General features: G+C 62.8%; 16 protein-coding genes. 7 read left to right on the forward strand and 9 right to left on the reverse strand.

Features of this window, described 5'->3' with window-relative positions; genetic code table 11:
- Window positions 1-40 precede the first annotated feature (40 nt).
- From tauC to BMY68_RS25550, 6 genes are all read right to left on the reverse strand, one after another.
- On the reverse strand, window positions 41-880 hold the full coding sequence (gene tauC, locus BMY68_RS25525) for a taurine ABC transporter permease TauC (RefSeq protein WP_085533374.1): 840 nt from the start codon (window positions 878-880) through the stop codon (window positions 41-43).
- Window positions 877-1,671: a taurine ABC transporter ATP-binding subunit gene (gene tauB / locus BMY68_RS25530; RefSeq protein ID WP_085533376.1), complete on the reverse strand. Its 795-nt coding sequence runs from the start codon at window positions 1,669-1,671 to the stop codon at window positions 877-879. Before tauB ends, tauC begins: the two co-directional genes overlap by 4 nt.
- Before the next feature lie 95 nt (window positions 1,672-1,766).
- Window positions 1,767-2,744 (reverse strand): taurine ABC transporter substrate-binding protein, encoded by a 978-nt coding sequence (tauA, locus tag BMY68_RS25535; RefSeq protein ID WP_007925265.1) that lies wholly within the window; start codon window positions 2,742-2,744, stop codon window positions 1,767-1,769.
- A gap of 224 nt (window positions 2,745-2,968) precedes the next feature.
- A complete protein-coding gene (gene gshA, locus BMY68_RS25540) occupies window positions 2,969-4,552 on the reverse strand; it encodes a glutamate--cysteine ligase (RefSeq protein WP_085533378.1) in 1,584 nt (527 codons plus the stop codon).
- 214 nt (window positions 4,553-4,766) lie between these two features.
- A complete protein-coding gene (locus BMY68_RS25545; protein ID WP_085533380.1) occupies window positions 4,767-5,150 on the reverse strand; it encodes a PaaI family thioesterase in 384 nt (127 codons plus the stop codon).
- Window positions 5,150-7,474, reverse strand: a complete 2,325-nt coding sequence (locus BMY68_RS25550; RefSeq protein ID WP_085533382.1) for a Tex family protein — start codon at window positions 7,472-7,474, stop codon at window positions 5,150-5,152. The genes BMY68_RS25545 and BMY68_RS25550 overlap by 1 nt, the downstream gene beginning before the upstream one ends.
- 360 nt (window positions 7,475-7,834) lie before the next feature.
- Here BMY68_RS25550 and ompR point away from each other — a divergent pair, with 360 nt between their 5' ends.
- Window positions 7,835-8,575: an osmolarity response regulator transcription factor OmpR gene (ompR, locus tag BMY68_RS25555; protein ID WP_007925257.1), complete on the forward strand. Its 741-nt coding sequence runs from the start codon at window positions 7,835-7,837 to the stop codon at window positions 8,573-8,575.
- Window positions 8,576-8,682: 107 nt separating this feature from the next.
- Complete coding sequence (locus tag BMY68_RS25560) at window positions 8,683-9,996, forward strand: ATP-binding protein (RefSeq protein WP_009041700.1); 1,314 nt, start codon at window positions 8,683-8,685, stop codon at window positions 9,994-9,996.
- 92 nt (window positions 9,997-10,088) lie between these two features.
- Here BMY68_RS25560 and rimK read toward each other — a convergent pair whose 3' ends face one another.
- Together rimK and BMY68_RS25570 are read right to left on the reverse strand one after the other, a co-directional pair.
- A complete protein-coding gene (rimK, locus tag BMY68_RS25565; protein WP_007931744.1) occupies window positions 10,089-10,994 on the reverse strand; it encodes a 30S ribosomal protein S6--L-glutamate ligase in 906 nt (301 codons plus the stop codon).
- Window positions 10,991-11,473: a retropepsin-like aspartic endopeptidase RimB gene (locus BMY68_RS25570; RefSeq protein WP_007931742.1), complete on the reverse strand. Its 483-nt coding sequence runs from the start codon at window positions 11,471-11,473 to the stop codon at window positions 10,991-10,993. The genes rimK and BMY68_RS25570 overlap by 4 nt, the downstream gene beginning before the upstream one ends.
- A gap of 219 nt (window positions 11,474-11,692) precedes the next feature.
- On the opposite strand from BMY68_RS25570, the gene BMY68_RS25575 reads away from it, so the two are divergent.
- On the forward strand, window positions 11,693-12,091 hold the full coding sequence (locus tag BMY68_RS25575) for an RNA-binding S4 domain-containing protein (protein WP_085533384.1): 399 nt from the start codon (window positions 11,693-11,695) through the stop codon (window positions 12,089-12,091).
- 139 nt (window positions 12,092-12,230) lie between these two features.
- Here the strand turns inward: BMY68_RS25575 and BMY68_RS25580 are convergent, their stop codons facing one another.
- Complete coding sequence (locus BMY68_RS25580; protein WP_085533386.1) at window positions 12,231-13,031, reverse strand: phosphatase PAP2 family protein; 801 nt, start codon at window positions 13,029-13,031, stop codon at window positions 12,231-12,233.
- A gap of 101 nt (window positions 13,032-13,132) precedes the next feature.
- On the opposite strand from BMY68_RS25580, the gene hslO reads away from it, so the two are divergent.
- The 4 genes from hslO to BMY68_RS25600 all read left to right on the forward strand — a co-directional run bounded on the left by hslO (window position 13,133) and on the right by BMY68_RS25600 (window position 17,665).
- A complete protein-coding gene (gene hslO / locus BMY68_RS25585) occupies window positions 13,133-14,035 on the forward strand; it encodes an Hsp33 family molecular chaperone HslO (RefSeq protein WP_085533388.1) in 903 nt (300 codons plus the stop codon).
- A gap of 179 nt (window positions 14,036-14,214) precedes the next feature.
- The gene (locus tag BMY68_RS25590) at window positions 14,215-15,756 is read left to right on the forward strand and encodes a phosphoenolpyruvate carboxykinase (RefSeq protein ID WP_009041703.1); all 1,542 of its coding nucleotides are present in this window, start codon (window positions 14,215-14,217) and stop codon (window positions 15,754-15,756) included.
- Window positions 15,757-16,058: 302 nt separating this feature from the next.
- On the forward strand, window positions 16,059-17,399 hold the full coding sequence (locus BMY68_RS25595) for an S-type pyocin domain-containing protein (protein ID WP_085533781.1): 1,341 nt from the start codon (window positions 16,059-16,061) through the stop codon (window positions 17,397-17,399).
- A gap of 5 nt (window positions 17,400-17,404) precedes the next feature.
- Window positions 17,405-17,665 (forward strand): bacteriocin immunity protein, encoded by a 261-nt coding sequence (locus BMY68_RS25600; protein WP_085533390.1) that lies wholly within the window; start codon window positions 17,405-17,407, stop codon window positions 17,663-17,665.
- The last annotated feature ends 23 nt before the right edge of the window (window positions 17,666-17,688 follow it).

Here is a 17,688-nt window from a genome sequence, read left to right on the forward strand (position 1 = left end):
CTACAGGGCTACAGGGCTACAGGGCTACAGATACAGGGTCTCAATGGGCCTGGCCGTGCCAGGGCACCAGCTTGCGCTGCAGGGCGCGCAGGCCCATTTCCATGGCGAAGGCGATCAGGGCGATGACCAGGATCCCCAGTACCACCACATCGGTGACCAGGAACTGCGCGGCGGATTGCACCATGAACCCCAGGCCGCTGGTGGCGGCGATCAGTTCGGCGGCGACCAGGGTCGACCAGCCCACCCCGAGGCCGATGCGCACGCCAGTGAGAATGTCCGGCAGGGCGCTGGGCAGGATCACATGGCGAATCAGCTGGGCCCGGGTCGCGCCCAGGGACTGCGCGGCGCGCAGCCGGGTCGGGTCGACGGTGCGTACGCCGGTGGCGGTGGCGATGGCGATTGGGGCGAAGATCGCCAGGTAGATCAGCAGCACCTTGGACAGCTCGCCGATGCCGCACCAGATGACGATCAGCGGCAGGTAGGCCAGGGGCGGAATCGGCCGGTAGAACTCGATCAGCGGGTCCAGCACGCCGCGGGCGATGCGATTGTGGCCGATGGCGATGCCCACCGGAATCGCGCTCAGCACGGCAAAACCCAGGGCCAGGCCAATGCGTCCGAGGCTCGCGCCCAGGTGCTGCCACAGGGTGGAATCCATATAGCCGCTGGTCACCAGCAGCCAGCCCTTTTGCAGCACGGCGGAAGGTGGCGGCAGGAACAGCGGTTCGATCAGGCCGCTGGCCGTCACCGCCCACCACAGGGCGAGCAGCACGACCAGGGTCAGCACGCTAATCCAGCGGGTGCCCAGGCTGCGGCGCTGGGGCACCGCGGTGTGCGGGTTAGCGGCTTTGGTCGTGGTGGCTGGGAGGTCGTAGCTGTTCATGCGCGCTCCTGCCGCAAGACGGCACTGCGTTGGGAGAACACCCGGGCCAGCACATGTTCGCGGGTTTCGATAAAGCGTGGATCGGATTTGATTGCCCGGGCCGATTCGCCGGCCGCGTAACGCTGGCCGAAGTCCAGGCTCAAACGCTCGACGATTTGCCCCGGGTTGGGGGCCAGCAGGATCAGGTCGGTGGCGAGGAACACTGCTTCCTCGATGTCGTGGGTAATCAGGAACACCGGCTTGGCGGTGCGTTGCCAGACCTGCAGCAACAGCTCCTGCATCTGCTCGCGGGTGAAGGCATCGAGGGCGCCGAAGGGCTCGTCCATCAGCAGCAGCCGTGGGTCGGCGGCCAGGGCGCGGGCCAGACCCACACGCTGGCGTTGTCCGCCGGAGAGCTGCCAGATGCGCCGTTTGTCGAAGCCGGCCAGGTCCACCAGCGCGAGCATTTCCCGGGCTCGGGCTTCGCGCGGGTCGCGGGCAATGCCGGCCAGTTCGAGGCCGAAGCCGACGTTGGCCAGCACGTCCTGCCAGGGCAGCAGGGCATCGTCCTGGAACACCACGCCGCGTTCGGCACTCGGGCCGGCGACCGGCACGCCGTCCAGGGTGATGCGCCCGGCGCTGGGTTCGACGAAGCCGGCGATCAGGTTCAGCAACGAAGTCTTGCCACTGCCGGAAGGGCCGAGGGCGACCAGCAGCTGCTGGGGCCCGAGCGTCAGGGAAATATCCGCCAGCACCGGTTCGGCGGCGCCGGGGTACTGTGCGCTGATGCGCTCCAGTTGTAGCAAAGCCATGACGGCGCGCTCCTTGTTCAAATGCAGCCTTTGTCGAGGTGAGACGCTGTACGAGAAGCGCCGGGCCTGGGCCCGGCGACCTCTGCGGCGAACCTTCAGTGGGTGATGTACTTGGCGCTGACGTACGGCGCGTAGTCCGGCAGAACCGCCTCGACCTTGCCCTGTTCCTTGAGGAACACCGCGGTGTCGGTGATGGCCTTGGTGGTCGGCGCGCCAAGGCTGATGACCTGGTCGGCCGCCAGTGGGTAGACGTTGCCCTGCAACAGCAGCGGAATGTCGCTGGCCTTGGCGCCGGAGAGTTTCACTAGCTTGTCGACGTTGCTCTGCTCCGCCAGCCAGGCCTTTGGGTCCTTGCGGTAATCGGCGTAGGCGTCGAGGGTCACCTTGGCGAAGGCGGTGACGATTTGCGGGTGCTTCTCGGCGAAGTCCTTGCGCACGATCCAGGCGTCGAAGGTCGGCGCGCCGAACCGGGCCAGTTCGCCGGAGGTGATCAGCACCTTGCCGTTTTCCTTGGCCACGCCCAGCGCCGGATCCCAGACGTAGGTGGCGTCGATGTCGCCGCGTTTCCAGGCAGCGATGATCGCCGGTGGCGCCAGGTTGAGAATCTGTACTTTCGCCGGGTCGATTTTCCAGTGCTTGAGCGCGGCCAGCAGGCTGTAGTGACCGGTGGAAACGAAGGGCACGGCGACTTTCTTGCCGACCAGGTCCTGGGGCGTGTTGATCCCGGATCCGTCGCGGGCCACCAGGGCCTCGGCGGCGCCGATCTGGGTGGCGATGAGGAAGGTTTCCACCGGCACCTTGCGGGTGATCGCGGCGGTCAGCGGGCTGGAGCCGAGGTAGCCGATCTGCACGTCACCCGAGGCGATGGCGGCGATGATATCGGCGCCGTTGTCGAACTTGCGCCAGTCGATCCTGGCCTGGGTGGCCTTTTCGTAGGTGCCGTCGGCTTGGGCGACTTTCGCCGGATCGACGGTGGTCTGGTAGGCGACGGTGACATCGGCTGCCTGGGCGAACAAGCTCGCGGTAGCCAGGGATACGGCCGCCAGAAGGCGAAGGGGAAAGTGCATTTTCATCATGAAGCTCCTCGACGGGCGGCCAAGTGTGGACGTGAGAGGAGACTAAATGATCTAAGAATCTAAAAATAAATAACTTTTCAGAATTAGCTTAAAAGAGGAATCTTCTAAAGAGAGCACTTTTTTGAAGGGGAGCGCTTTGCGCTCCATCGCGAGCAAGCTCGCTCCTACAGGACAGTACTGTGTAGGAGCGAGCTTGCTCGCGATACAGGCGGCGCGGTGTGTCAGTTACTGATTGCCAGGATACTCGCCTGGTACGAGCCGACAAACACGTCGAAATCACCGACTTCGTTGCGTTCCAGCTCGGCCTGTTGCAGCAGGGAGCTGCGCGCGGCTTCTTCGAAACGTGCCTGGTCTTCCTTGCTCAGGGGCTCGCTGCGGAAGAACTCGGCGTGGGCCAGGCTCTGGCGCAGGGAGAACTGGCTGAAGCTTTCCTTATGCTCCTGCATGGCGGCCAGGACCTGGGCCGAAGGCGTCAGGGACGAATCCTTGACCTTGGCCAGCTGGGCGTCCAGTGCCTTGCTGTGGGCGTCGCTGCCGTGGCTGCGATCGAGCAGGGCGGCCAGCGGCGCGATCTTTTCCAGCAGTTCGCCGGCCCATTCCTTGAGCTCCACCAGTTGTCCCTGGCGCAGCAGGTGCAGGCCCGGACGACGACCTTCCTTGACCACTTTGAGGAAGTTCGAGGTGGCGTTGCCGCACTCGTTGTTTTCCAGCAGCGGACTTTCGTTGAGCGCGCAATACAGTAGGAAGGCGTCGAGGAAGCGGGCTTCCTGCACGTCGATGCCCATCGGCAGGAACGGGTTGATGTCCAGGCAGCGCACTTCGACGTACTGGATGCCGCGGGCCATCAGCGCCTGGATCGGCCGCTCGCCGGTGTAGGTCACGCGTTTCGGGCGGATGTTGGAGTAGTACTCGTTTTCGATCTGCAGGATGTTGGTGTTGAGCTGGACCCACTCGCCGTCCTGGTGGGTGCCGATCTCCACATACGGCGCGTACGGCGTGGCGACGGCCTTGCGCAGGCTGTCGGTGTAGCTGTTCAGGTCGTTGTAGCAAGGGGTCAGGCCGGCCTGGGCGTTGCTCTGGTAGCCCAGGTCGCTCATGCGCAGGCTGGTGGCATACGGCAGGTACAGGGTCTCGGCGTCCAGTTGTTCCAGCTGGTGCGAGCGCCCGCGCAAGAAACCCACGTCCAGCGCCGGCGAGGCGCCGAACAGGTACATCAGCAGCCAGCTGTAGCGGCGGAAGTTACGGATCAGCGCGATGTACGCCGACGACTGATAGTCGCGGTCGCTGCCGACGAAACCTTCGGCCTGCTTGAGCAGCGGCCAGAGCTGCTCTGGCAGGGAGAAGTTGTAGTGGATCCCGGCGATGCACTGCATGGTCTTGCCGTAACGCAGGGCCAGGCCCTTGCGGTACACATACTTGAGCTGGCCGATGTTGGAGGTGCCGTAATAGGCGATCGGGATGTCTTCCTCGGCCGGCAACGGGCACGGCATCGATGGACTCCACAGGTACTCGTTGCCGAGCTTGCTGTAGGCGAAACGGTGAATCTTGTCGAGGCTGGCCAGGGTGTCAGCCGGATCGGCCAGGGCCGGAGTGATGAACTCCAGCAGCGACTCGGAATAATCGGTGGTGATCTGTTCGTTGGTCAGCGCGGAACCCAGTTCTTCCGGGTGCGGGGTCTGTGCCAGGCGCGCTTCGCCGGTCACGCGCAGGCATTCGCGCTCGATACCGTGCAGGCACTGCTCGAGCAGAGAGAGGTTAGCGCGCTCGCCGAGCAGAGCCAGGCGGCGGTTGAGAAGTTCGCTCAAGTTGGATTCCTTCACGCGTCAGTCGCCCCAATATGGGGGTGGGCAGGACGGTCTACAAGGGTGAAGTTGAAACTGGCGTTTTCGCCTGGTCGTTGAGCCTTACCGGCCCGCTTTGCAACGCCATTGCTTCATCCTTGAACTGGCTCTTGCACGCGCAAAAAACTCCGGCGCCGTGTGTGCAGCGCCGAAATTAACTCAAATCGAGGTGGAGGGGCTATAGAACAGCGAACGTGCCTTGTGCTTTAGCGACCAGTTTGTCGCCTTGCATCACATCGGCCTCGACCACCAGGGTACGGCGGCCCGGGTGGATCACCCGGGCGTGGCAGACCACGTCGCCCTCGGCGACGGCGCGGATGTAGTTGATCTTGCACTCGATGGTCGCGCTCTGCTGGTCGAAGCCGTGGGAGCTGGAACAGGCCAGCCCCATGGCAATGTCGACCAGGCTGAAGATCGCCCCACCGTGCAGCTTCTGGCCGCGATTGCGCAACTGCGGCGTCAGCGTCAGGGCGACGTCGGCTGCACCGACTTCCAGACGCTGCAGACGGCAGCCGAGCAGTTGGCTGAACGCGCTTTCGGTCAAGCCGGCCGGGATCTCCATCAGCGTTTCTTCAACTGCTTGGCGTTGGCGAACAGCGACGCCATGGCGTTGTTGGTCGGGGCCGCGGCCACGCTTTCCTTGCGCGGGGCGCTGTTGCCCGACGAGCGTGGCGCCGAGCCTGGGCGCGAACCACGAGCGCCGTCGATCTTCTCGCCCGGGGTGTCGCTCATGCGCATCGACAGGCCGACGCGTTTGCGTGGAATGTCGACTTCCATGACCTTGACCTTGACCACGTCGCCGGCCTTCACCGCTTCACGCGGGTCCTTGATGAACTTCTCCGACAGCGCCGAGATGTGCACCAGGCCGTCCTGGTGCACGCCGATGTCGACGAAGGCACCGAAGTTGGTGACGTTGGTCACCACGCCTTCGAGGATCATCCCCAGTTGCAGGTCCTTGAGGTCCTCGACGCCTTCCTGGAACTCGGCGGTCTTGAACTCGGGACGCGGGTCGCGGCCTGGTTTGTCCAGTTCCTGGAGGATGTCGGTGACGGTCGGCAGGCCGAAGGTCTCGTCGGTGAACTTCTTCGGATCCAGGCGCTTGAGGAAGCCGCTGTCGCCGATCAGCGAGCGGATGTCGCGGTCGGTCTCGGCGGCGATGCGCTGCACCAGCGGGTAGGCTTCCGGGTGCACCGCGGACGCGTCCAGCGGGTTGTCGCCGTTCATCACACGGAGGAAGCCGGCGGCCTGTTCGAAGGTCTTTTCACCCAGGCGGGCAACCTTCTTCAGCGCGGCGCGGGTCTTGAACGCACCGTTTTCATCGCGGTGGCTGACGATGTTCTGCGCCAGGGTGGTGTTGAGGCCGGAGATCCGCGCCAGCAGGGCCACGGACGCGGTGTTGACGTCCACGCCGACGGCGTTCACACAGTCCTCGACCACCGCATCCAGGCCACGGGCCAGCTTCAGCTGCGACACGTCGTGCTGGTACTGGCCGACGCCGATGGATTTCGGATCGATCTTCACCAGCTCGGCCAGCGGGTCCTGCAGGCGCCGGGCGATGGACACCGCGCCACGGATCGACACATCGAGGTCGGGGAATTCCTTGGCGGCCAGTTCCGACGCCGAATACACCGAAGCGCCGGCCTCGGAGACCATGACCTTGGTCATGCGCATGGCCGGGTATTTCTTGATCAGCTCGGCGGCCAGCTTGTCGGTTTCCCGGCTGGCGGTGCCGTTGCCGATGGCGATCAGGTCCACCGAGTGCTTGGCGCACAGCGCGGCCAGCACGGCGATGGTCTGGTCCCACTTGTTGTGCGGTACGTGGGGGTAAACGGTGGCGTGGTCCAGCAGCTTGCCGGTGGCATCCACCACCGCCACCTTGCAGCCGGTGCGCAGACCCGGGTCGAGGCCCAGGGTCGCGCGCGGGCCGGCCGGAGCGGCCAGCAGCAGGTCGTGCAGGTTGTGGGCGAAGACGTTGATCGCCTCGGTTTCGGCGTTGTCGCGCAGCTCGCCCAGCAGGTCGGTTTCCAGGTGGGTGTAGAGCTTGACCTTCCAGGTCCAGCGCACCACTTCGCCGAGCCATTTGTCGGCCGGGCGGTTCTGGTTCTGGATGCCGACGTGCTGGCCGATCATGCCTTCGCACGGGTGCATGGTGCCAGGCAGTTCGTCGCCGACTTTCAGCGCGGAGCTGAGGATGCCTTCGTTGCGGCCACGGAAAATCGCCAGGGCGCGGTGCGACGGCATGCTCTTGAGTGGTTCGTCGTGTTCGAAGTAATCGCGGAACTTGGCGCCTTCCTCTTCCTTGCCGGCGATCACGCGGGCACTGAGGGTGGCTTCCTGCTTGAGGTAGTTGCGCAGCTTGTCCAGCAGGCTGGCGTCTTCGGCGAAGCGCTCCATGAGGATGTACTTGGCGCCTTCGAGGGCGGCCTTCACATCGGCCACGCCTTTTTCCGCGTCGACGAAGCGCACGGCTTCGCTTTCCGGGGTCAGGCTCGGGTCGTTGAACAGGCCGTCGGCCAGTTCGCCGAGGCCGGCTTCCAGGGCAATCTGGCCCTTGGTGCGGCGCTTCTGCTTGTACGGCAGGTAGAGGTCTTCTAGGCGGGTCTTGGTATCGGCGAGCTTGATGTCGCGGGCCAGTTCCGGGGTCAGTTTGCCTTGCTCCTCAATGCTGGCGAGGATGCTGATGCGCCGTTCGTCGAGTTCTCGCAGGTAGCGCAGGCGCTCTTCCAGATGACGCAACTGGGTGTCATCGAGGCTGCCGGTCACTTCCTTACGGTAGCGGGCGATGAAGGGCACGGTGGAGCCTTCATCCAATAGAGCGACGGCCGCTTCGACCTGTTGTGGGCGTACGCCGAGTTCCTCGGCAATGCGGCTGTTGATGCTGTCCATAAAACCACCTGACAAATTGTGAAGCAGGCTCGCCGGCACGGAAAATTGGCCTCGGCGAGTCTGGTTGAGCGGCCTGGCGTGCGCCGCTGCCTGGATCAAAAGGCTGCCTGTTGACCCGTGAAATCGAACAATTACTGCCTGGCCGGGAAAAATAAAAAGTGGCCACGGGCGGTAACGATCAGACGTTGCCTGACACAAAAGGCGGCGCATTATAACCAGCGTTCCAGTCTTCGGGGGTATCGGCCCACTGGCGGCCGACGGCGGGTTTTCTGGCGGTAGAGGAAAAATCTGCTAACAATGCACACGGTGCGTATAACGGCAGCTACGCCATAATGCGCACCGAGATAAAAGGAGCATCTGATGAGCAGCACTGCACAAACTGCCGAAGGCGAAAAAATTCTTATCGTTGACGACGACCCCGGGCTGAGCAGCCTGCTGGAGCGCTTCTTCGTCAGCAAGGGCTATCGTGCCCGCGCGGTTCCCAACACCGAGCAGATGGACCGTCTGCTGGGTCGCGAGGTCTTCAACCTGGTCGTCCTCGACCTGATGCTGCCTGGCGAAGACGGCCTGACCGCGTGCCGCCGCCTGCGCAGTGCGAACAACCAGATCCCGATCATCATGCTCACCGCCAAGGGCGACGAACTGAGCCGCATCAAGGGCCTGGAACTGGGCGCCGACGATTACCTGGCCAAGCCGTTCAACCCCGACGAGCTGATGGCGCGGGTCAAGGCCGTGCTGCGTCGCCAGTCGGCCCCGGTGCCGGGCGCGCCGGGCAGCGAAGACGAAAACGTCACCTTCGGCGACTACGAACTGTCCCTGGCCACCCGCGAACTCAAGCGCGGCGCCGAAGTGCACATGCTCACCACCGGTGAGTTCGCGGTGCTCAAGGCCCTGGTGATGAACGCTCGCCAGCCGCTGACCCGCGACAAACTGATGAACCTGGCCCGTGGCCGCGAGTGGGATGCCCTGGAGCGTTCCATCGACGTGCAGATCTCCCGCCTGCGCCGGATGATCGAACCCGATCCGTCCAAGCCGCGTTATATCCAGACGGTCTGGGGCGTGGGTTATGTGTTCGTGCCGGATGGCACCACCACCAAGTGACCGATGATTTGTAGGAGCGAGCGCCCGGGCCGGCAAACGACCCGGGCGCTCGCATTCCGCAACTCTGCGAGCGCGACTCGCTCCTGCAAAGCGTGTAATGGCTGTTTATGAAAACCCCGCTGTGGTTCCCGCAAAGCTTCTTCTCCCGCACCCTCTGGCTGGTGCTGATCGTGGTGCTGTTCTCCAAGGCGCTGACCCTGGTTTATCTGCTGATGAACGAGGACGTGCTAGTAGACCGCCAGTACAGCCACGGCGTGGCCCTGACCCTGCGCGCCTATTGGGCCGCCGACGAATCCAACCGCGACCAGATCGCCGAGGCCGCCGGGCTGATCAAGGTGGTCGGCAGCGGTGTGCCGGCGGGCGAGCAGCATTGGCCCTACAGCGAGATCTATCAGCGGCAGATGCAGGCCGAGCTGGGCGCCGACACTGAAGTGCGCCTGCGCATGCATGCGCCGCCTGCGCTCTGGGTGCGCGCGCCGAGCCTGGGCGACGGCTGGCTGAAAGTGCCGCTGTATCCGCACCCGCTGCGGGGGCAGAAGATCTGGAGCGTGCTCGGCTGGTTCCTGGCCATCGGCCTGTTGTCCACGGCGTCGGCGTGGATCTTCGTCAGCCAGCTCAACCAGCCGCTCAAGCGCCTGGTCTATGCCGCCCGGCAACTGGGGCAGGGGCGCAGCGTGCGCCTGCCGATCAGCGATACGCCGAGCGAGATGACCGAGGTGTACCGCGCCTTCAACCAGATGGCCGAGGACGTGGAACAGGCCGGGCGCGAACGCGAGCTGATGCTGGCGGGGGTGTCCCACGACCTGCGCACGCCGCTGACCCGCCTGCGCCTGTCGCTGGAGTTGATGGGCAGCCACAACGACCTGACCGACGACATGGTCCGCGACATCGAGGACATGGACGCGATTCTCGACCAGTTCCTGGCCTTTATCCGCGACGGCCGCGACGAATCGGTGGAGGAGGTCGATCTCAGCGACCTGGTGCGCGAAGTGGCGGCGCCCTACAACCAGAACGATGAAAAGGTGCGTTTGCGCCTGGAGCCGATCCCGCCGTTCCCGCTGCGTCGGGTGTCGATGAAGCGCCTGCTGAACAACCTGATCGGCAACGCGTTGAACCACGCCGGCACCGAGGTCGAAGTGGCGGCCTATGTGTCGGGCGACACCAGCGCGCCTTATGTGGTGCTGAGTGTGATGGACCGTGGCGCGGGCATCGACCCGTCGGAGCTGGAGGCAATCTTCAACCCCTTCACCCGCGGTGACCGTGCCCGGGGTGGCAAGGGCACCGGCCTGGGCCTGGCCATCGTCAAGCGGATCGCCTCGATGCATGGCGGCAATGTCGAATTGCGCAACCGCGCCGATGGTGGCCTGGAAGCGCGGGTGCGCTTGCCGTTGGGATTGTTGCTGCCCAGGGATGCGGTCTGAAGGCAGCTACAAGCGGCAAGCTACAAGTTATAAGCGGCAAGTGAGGAGTCGCTTTTCTCTTGCAGCTTGCCGCTAAAAGCTTGCCGCTGCCTTTATCCCTTGCCCTTGGTCCGGGTCATGTTCGGGCCACCGTTTTTCTCGATGTGCTCGATGATGATCCCCGCCACGTTCTTGCCCGTGGTGGTCTCGATGCCTTCCAGGCCCGGCGAGGAATTCACTTCCATCACCAGCGGCCCGTGGTTCGAGCGCAGGATATCCACGCCCGCCACGCTCAGGCCCATGACCTTGGCCGCGCGCAGGGCGGTCATGCGTTCTTCCGGGGTGATCTTGATCAGGCTGGCGCTGCCGCCACGGTGCAGGTTGGAGCGGAACTCGCCGGGCTTGGCCTGGCGCTTCATCGCGGCAATCACCTTGTCGCCGACCACAAAGCAGCGGATGTCGGCGCCGCCGGCTTCCTTGATGTACTCCTGGACCATGATGTTCTGCTTCAGGCCCATGAAGGCCTCGATCACCGACTCGGCCGCGGTGGCGGTTTCGCACAGCACCACGCCTATGCCCTGGGTGCCTTCCAGCACCTTGATCACCAGGGGTGCGCCGTTGACCATCTCGATCAGGTCGGGAATATCGTCCGGCGAGTGGGCGAAGCCGGTCACCGGCAGGCCGATGCCGCGCCGGGACAGCAGTTGCAACGAACGCAGCTTGTCCCGCGAGCGGGCGATGGCCACCGACTCGTTGAGCGGGAACACACCCATCATTTCAAACTGGCGCAGCACCGCGCAGCCGTAGAAGGTCACCGAGGCGCCGATCCGTGGAATCACCGCATCGAAACCTTCCAGCGGCTTGCCGCGGTAATGGATCTGCGGTTTGTGACTGGCAATGTTCATATAGGCGCGCAGGGTGTCGACCACCACCATTTCATGGCCACGCTCGGTGCCGGCTTCGACCAGGCGACGAGTGGAATACAGACGCGGGTTACGCGACAGCACAGCGATCTTCATGCAACACCTGTGGCAGAGGTAGTGGACACCGGGAACACCGGTTTGTCTTGAACGTATTTGATCCCTGGATTGACCACCAACTGGCCATCGATCAGGGCTTTGGAACCGAGCAACAGGCGATAGCGCATGGCCTTGCGGCAGGCGAGGGTGAACTCCACCCGCCAGACCCGATCGCCGAGCGCCAGGGTGGTGCTGATCACGTAGCGCACCTGTGCCTGGCCGTTGGAGCTCTTGATGGTTTTCATCGCCACCAGTGGTGCTTCGCAACGCCGGTGACGCAACTGCACCACGCTGCCCAGGTGCGCGTTGAAGCGCACCCACTGCTCACCGTCGCGCTCGAACGGCTCGATCTCGGTGGCATGCAGGCTGGAGGTGCTGGCGCCGGTATCGATCTTGGCGCGCAGGCCGGCGACTCCCAAATCCGGAAGCGCCACCCACTCGCGCAGACCCACGACGGTCAAATGGTCAAATGTCTTCAAATGTGCTCAACCGCTGAGGAACCCGCTCGTACCGTCAAGCGGCCGAATTCGCGGTATTCACGCAGAATAATGGGTAAAAGGCGACAGATATCTAGGCCCGGATCCACAGCGCCCGGACGGGCCGCTGCAGAGCCTCGCATTCTAAACCGAGCCATCGCAATTCATGGCACGGGAGAAACGGTAGTACAGTTCGAAAATATTTCAGAATGAGGACATGCCATGGCACAAAAAGCCGAAGACGACGACAAGGTCCGTCTGGATAAATGGCTGTGGGCGGCGCGTTTCTACAAGACCCGTGCGCTGGCCAAGGCCGCCATCGAAAGCGGCAAGGTGCACCACCGTGGCGAGCGCTGCAAACCGGGCAAGGAGCCGAGGATCGGCGACGAGTATGAGATACGCACCGGCTTCGACGAGCGCACCGTGGTGGTCCAGGCCCTGTCGATCGTGCGCCGTGGGGCGCCGGAGGCGCAGGCTCTCTATACGGAAACCGCAGCCAGCATCGCCAAGCGGGAAAACGCCGCGGCCCTGCGCAAGGCCGGCGCCCTGGGTGTGAGCACCGATGGCAAGCCGACCAAGAAACAGCGGCGCGACCTGTTCAAATTCCGCACCAGCGAATAGACCCTTGGCCTTCTGAACCCTGCGGGTTCAATCGCCGGCAAGCTGGCTCCTACACAGCCGGCGCACCGTTCAATCCCCTGTAGGAGCGAGCTTGCTCGCGATCCGCGGCAAAGCCGCGACAAGCAGCAAATCCGAAGAGTCAGGCCGCCCGCATCACGCTCAGGCGCGACAGCAACGGCAGCTTGCCCAGCAGGTTGAACAGCGGATTGGTCGCCCGCAGCAGGAAGTCCGAGGCCTTGGCCGCGTACGGGGTGTAGTAGCCCCAGCCGAGTGCCCAGACCGCCAGCAGCACGCCACCGATATAGTCGTCCTGGCCCCAGTGCGCGCCGGCCACCAGGCGCGGCATCATGAACAGCAGGGTCAGGCCCCAGATCACCAGGAATTGGCCGACGCCACGGCTGAATACACTCATGAACAGCGCCCAGATCAGCAGCACCGAGGCGTGGTCACCGGGGAAGCTCTGGCTGGAACGGTCCTTTAGCTCCCAGGTTTTTTCCCAGTGCGGGAAATAGTCGCTCATGTGCACGGCATCCTGGAGCATCATCGACGGGCTGTCGTGCTGCCAGCCCATGGCGTCGGCGAGCCTGGAGAACAACAAGCGGATAATCAGCATCAAGACCAGGATCGACAGGAAGCCGAAAAAGGCCCGGCGCACGTCCACGGCCTTGAACACCCAGTCACCGCGGATCAAAAGGGTCAGCAGGATCAGCCCGACTATCGCGTCGAAAGGCCGCAGGCTGGCCACGGCCCAGATATGCAGCCAGGTGGAGTTGCTCGCAAGGGGAGCATTCAGCAGGCGGAACAGCCATTCGTCGAACATCACACAAAGCATGTGCCCGCTTGGCCATAACCAGAAACCCAGCAGTGCCAGAGGGAGCAAATTGCACAACACCAGCTTGCCGAGGTTCCACCTTGCTTGGAACAAACCCGGATTGTTCATAAAATGCCTCCAATGGCAGAAAATCGCGCACCGTAACAGTGCAAAAAACGCAATTTTCATATCTTGTAACCATTTTGTCATCACCTCAGATACCCAAACCTATGACTCATTTGCCGGATACCGACTTCACCCAACGCTTCATCTTCGATGACAGCGACGCCCGCGGCGAGCTGGTGGCGTTGGAGCGCAGCTATGCCGAAGTCCTCGCCAAACACGCTTACCCGGAGCCGGTCGCGCAACTGCTCGGCGAGCTGATGGCGGCGGCCGCGCTGCTGGTCGGCACGCTGAAGTTCGATGGCTTGCTGATCCTCCAGGCCCGTTCCGAAGGCCCGGTGCCATTGCTGATGATCGAGTGCTCCAGCGAGCGCGAGATCCGTGGTCTGGCCCGCTACGACGCGGAGCAGATCGCCCCGGATGCGACCCTGGCCGACTTGATGCCCAATGGCGTGCTGGCCCTGACCGTCGACCCGACCCACGGCCAGCGCTACCAGGGCATCGTCGACCTGGATGGCGCCACCCTGTCGGAATGCTTCACCAACTATTTCGTCATGTCCCAGCAGGTTGGCACCCGTTTCTGGCTGCACGCCGACGGTCGTCGCGCCCGTGGCCTGCTGCTGCAGCAACTGCCGGCCGACCGCCTCAAGGATGAAGAAGAGCGCGCCGCCAGCTGGCAGCACATCACCGCGCTGGGCGGCACCCTGACCGCCGACGAACTGCTGAGCCTGGACAACGAAACCGTGCTCCATCGCCTCTACCATGAAGAAGCCGTGCGCCTGTTCGATGTGCAGCCGTTGCGCTTCCGTTGCAGCTGCTCGCGGGAACGCTCGGGCAATGCGCTGGTCAGTCTGGGTCTGGAAGATGCGCAGAAGCTGGTGGTCGAACACGGCGGCAGCATCGAGATCGATTGCCAGTTCTGCAACGAGCGCTACCTGTTCGATGCGGCCGATATCAGCCAATTGTTCGCCGGAGCAGGTGTCGAGTCGCCGTCAGATACTCGTCACTAAAACGGTTCAGCGCAGGTAAATCACCTGGCAAGCGCCGGATTAACGCCGTTCTGACGGGAGGGCCCTACTCTTTTTGGGCTTTTCTGGCATAATCCGGCGCACTTTTTTCGCGGTAGTAGTGCACGACTTTCTACTACAAAACGTTTGGAGCACTCGGCCACTGGCCGACGGGGAACCTCATGACGCAAGCCAATAACGCCGTGTACACCGATCTGAGTGTTGATGATCTGGTCAAAGAAGCCCTGAAGCGCGGTGAAGGCGAGCTTGCCGATACCGGCGCGCTGGTTGTTCGTACCGGTCACCGTACCGGCCGTTCGCCAGTCGATCGTTTCATCGTTGAAGAGCCGAGCACCCAGGACGCTATCGCCTGGGGCCCGATCAACCGCAAGTTCCCGGCCGACAAGTTCGATGCCCTGTGGGCTCGCGTCGAGGCATTCAACAACGCGCAAGAGCATTTTGTTTCCCATGTACATGTAGGTGCTTCCGACGAGCACTACCTGGCCGTGAAGATGACCACCCAGACTGCCTGGCAGAACCTGTTCGGTCGTTGCCTGTTCATCAATCCGGCCCAGTACAACCCGGCTGGCCGTGACGAGTGGCAGGTGCTCAACGTTGCCAACTTCGAATGCGTTCCAGAGCGTGACGGCACCAACTCCGACGGTTGCGTGATCCTCAACTTCGCTCAGAAAAAAGTGCTGATCGCCGGCATGCGCTACGCCGGTGAAATGAAGAAAGCCATGTTCTCGGTACAGAACTTCCTGCTGCCGGCCGCCGACGTGCTGCCGATGCACTGCGCCGCCAACATCGGCGAAGAAGGCGATGTGACCCTGTTCTTCGGCTTGTCCGGTACCGGCAAGACCACCCTGTCCGCCGATGAAAGCCGTTACCTGATCGGTGACGACGAACACGGCTGGGGCGAGGGCGTGGTGTTCAACATCGAAGGCGGTTGCTATGCCAAGTGCATCGACCTGTCCGAGAAGAACGAGCCGGTCATCTGGAAAGCCATCAAGCATGGCGCCGTGCTGGAAAACGTTGTGCTGGACGACGCCAAGAAGGCTGACTACGCCGACGGCAGCCTGACCCAGAACAGCCGCGCCGCCTACCCGCTGGAGCACGTCGAGAAGCGTTCCGAGAAAAACCTCGGTGGCGAGCCGAACGCCGTGATCTTCCTGACCTGCGACCTGACCGGCGTACTGCCGCCAGTCTCGATCCTCAGCGAAGAACAAGCTGCCTACCACTTCCTGTCCGGCTACACCGCTCTGGTGGGCTCGACCGAAATGGGCTCGGGCGCTGGCATCAAGTCCACATTCTCCACCTGCTTCGGCGCACCGTTCTTCCCGCGTCCGGCAGGCGTTTACGCAGAGCTGCTGATCAAGCGCATCCGCGGCTTCGGCTCCAAGGTCTACCTGGTCAACACCGGCTGGACCGGCGGTGGCTACGGCGTTGGCAAGCGCTTCAACATCCCGACCACCCGTGGCGTGATCGCCGCCATCCAGAGCGGCGCTCTGGTCGGTGCCGAGACCGAGCACCTGGACACCATCAACCTGGACGTGCCGCTGGCCGTTCCAGGCGTCGAAACCGGCCTGCTCAACCCACGCAACACCTGGGCTGACAAAGCCGCCTACGACGAAGCCGCCAAGGCCCTGGCCGGCCTGTTCATCGAGAACTTCAAGAAGTTCGACGTGAGCGACGCCATCAAGGCTGCTGGTCCGAAGCTGTAAGCATCGGGCAAGTGGTTCAAGAAGCCGCCCTTCGGGGCGGCTTTTTTGTGAGCGTCATTCAGTCCTGTTCAAACACTAGGCGGCTTGTCCGCGCGACTCAATAAGCCGGATTCGACGTGACTTGTAAGGTAAATCCTTGTGTCCTGTCGTAGACCGTTTAGGGCCAATCGCAGGGCATGAACGAAAAAGAAAAGTCGCTCGACCAGCTCGGATTTGCCTGACAGCCAAGGTCCCCTCGCACTGGTTAACGTGAGATCCCCCGGTTGAAGGCCGGGGTTTCCCAGGCGACCGAGCAAAGGACTATGGCCCGCAACAAGGATGTGCCCCAGGTATGGCAGCACTACGACGCTGACGGCGGTGGTTATCGTCGCCTGCGCGATATGACTGCGAGCGAATTGGCCGAGCGTGATGAGGCGCAGCAGGGTTACGAGCAGATGCTCGCTCGTCAGCAGGCCTATGAAGAGCGGCTGCCGACCACACAGGTGGAATCGCAACCAACGCCCGTCGGTTGCGTATTTGCCAAGTCTTGCAAGCTGCCGAACGCAATCATCGACTACGTCACCCCGACGGGCTTCATACCCACTGATTCGGTGGCGAATTACGGCGCGTTGACGCTGCTGGGCGGTCGCGAGGTCGAGGCGGGTGGACGCGTGCCCCTCAAGCGCATCAGCGGCGTGCTGCCGGCCAATCTCGGTGCCTTGACCCTGGGTGGTGTCTGCGTGGGCTCTGGCACCACCGGCAGTGGCTTGGGGCTGATCTCCTCGGGCGTGGCGGCCGGTGCATTGCTGGGACTGGTGGCCTTGCTTGCTCCATCGAGTTTGGGTGACGGCGCGCTGTACAGCGAAGAGCAACTACGCAACCTCAAGCAAGCCCGCACCCGCTTGCGCCTGCGGGTTGAACAGCAGGCCGACGGCAGCCTCAAGGGCTACGGTTTCAACACCCAGGGGCGCCGCGAGTGGGAAATGATTCCGGTGGCTGAATTCGAGGCTCGTGATGAGCAGCAAGTGGCCGACCTGGGGGATGGCATCACTCTCACCTGGACCCCGTCTGTGGACCCCTCGAACACTACAGGGATACCACCGCTGGAAGCGGCGCCACAGACACCACCGATCTGGATTTTTCCGCCGACAGAAGCGGCGGAGCGGATCATCGTCAGCCCGATTTATCCGCCGAAGTATCGGGATTTTATTCTGGTGTTTCCGCCGGGGTCAGGTGTGCGGCCGCTGTATGTGGTGTTAAGTGTGCGGCGCGGGTCGGGTGTGGTAACTGGGCAGGGGGAGGATGTCCTGGGGGCATGGCTTGCCGGTGCTGCTAGGGATCAAGGTGCTCCTATACCCCAAAGTGTTGCTGACCAGCTCCGAGGCAAAAAATTCAGCAGCTTCGATGTTTTCAGAAAGGCATTTTGGACCGCAGTGGGAAATACCCCTGAGTTAAGCCGCCAATTTGGCAGGATCAATCAGGCCAACATGAAAAATGGTTATTCCCCCTATCCAACTCCTTCGGAGCAAGCCGGTGGCCGTAAAGTGTACGAGTTGCATCACGTTGAGCACTTGGCAAAGGGCGGTGAGCTTTACGATATAGATAACCTTCGAGTAACTACCCCAAAAAGACACATTCAAATTCATGCTGAAGATAGGAGATAGCAGCGATGAAGCTCAAAAGCCGGCTGGAAGACTATACCGAGGATGAGTTCATGACTTTGCTGAATACTCTGTTCAATGGGGAAAGTGACACGGAAGCTGACTACCAGAGCCTCGTCGATCACATCGATAAGATGATTCAGCACCCGCGTGGAAATGGGATTCTCTTCTACCCCGACGAGGGTGTGGACGATAGTCCTGAAGGTGTAATCGGTGTCGTTAAAGCGTGGCGAGCGGCTAATGGTTTGCCCGGTTTCAAATCTGTCTGAAAAGGTTTTGCCATCCCGGCCCC

The organism is Pseudomonas sp. NFACC41-3, from assembly GCF_900109505.1.
Taxonomy (GTDB): domain Bacteria; phylum Pseudomonadota; class Gammaproteobacteria; order Pseudomonadales; family Pseudomonadaceae; genus Aquipseudomonas; species Aquipseudomonas chlororaphis.

Excerpts from the sequence above, each read along its gene's own strand:
- tauC (WP_085533374.1), bottom strand. The coding sequence starts at position 880 with ATGAACAGCTACGACCTCCCAGCCACCACGACCAAAGCCGCTAACCCG.
- tauB (WP_085533376.1), bottom strand. The coding sequence starts at position 1,671 with ATGGCTTTGCTACAACTGGAGCGCATCAGCGCACAGTACCCCGGCGCC.
- tauA (WP_007925265.1), bottom strand. The coding sequence starts at position 2,744 with ATGAAAATGCACTTTCCCCTTCGCCTTCTGGCGGCCGTATCCCTGGCT.
- BMY68_RS25545 (WP_085533380.1), bottom strand. The coding sequence starts at position 5,150 with ATGGAGATCCCGGCCGGCTTGACCGAAAGCGCGTTCAGCCAACTGCTC.
- BMY68_RS25550 (WP_085533382.1), bottom strand. The coding sequence starts at position 7,474 with ATGGACAGCATCAACAGCCGCATTGCCGAGGAACTCGGCGTACGCCCA.
- ompR (WP_007925257.1), top strand. The coding sequence starts at position 7,835 with ATGAGCAGCACTGCACAAACTGCCGAAGGCGAAAAAATTCTTATCGTT.
- BMY68_RS25560 (WP_009041700.1), top strand. The coding sequence starts at position 8,683 with ATGAAAACCCCGCTGTGGTTCCCGCAAAGCTTCTTCTCCCGCACCCTC.
- rimK (WP_007931744.1), bottom strand. The coding sequence starts at position 10,994 with ATGAAGATCGCTGTGCTGTCGCGTAACCCGCGTCTGTATTCCACTCGT.
- BMY68_RS25575 (WP_085533384.1), top strand. The coding sequence starts at position 11,693 with ATGGCACAAAAAGCCGAAGACGACGACAAGGTCCGTCTGGATAAATGG.
- BMY68_RS25580 (WP_085533386.1), bottom strand. The coding sequence starts at position 13,031 with ATGAACAATCCGGGTTTGTTCCAAGCAAGGTGGAACCTCGGCAAGCTG.
- hslO (WP_085533388.1), top strand. The coding sequence starts at position 13,133 with ATGACTCATTTGCCGGATACCGACTTCACCCAACGCTTCATCTTCGAT.
- BMY68_RS25590 (WP_009041703.1), top strand. The coding sequence starts at position 14,215 with ATGACGCAAGCCAATAACGCCGTGTACACCGATCTGAGTGTTGATGAT.
- BMY68_RS25595 (WP_085533781.1), top strand. The coding sequence starts at position 16,059 with ATGGCCCGCAACAAGGATGTGCCCCAGGTATGGCAGCACTACGACGCT.
- BMY68_RS25600 (WP_085533390.1), top strand. The coding sequence starts at position 17,405 with ATGAAGCTCAAAAGCCGGCTGGAAGACTATACCGAGGATGAGTTCATG.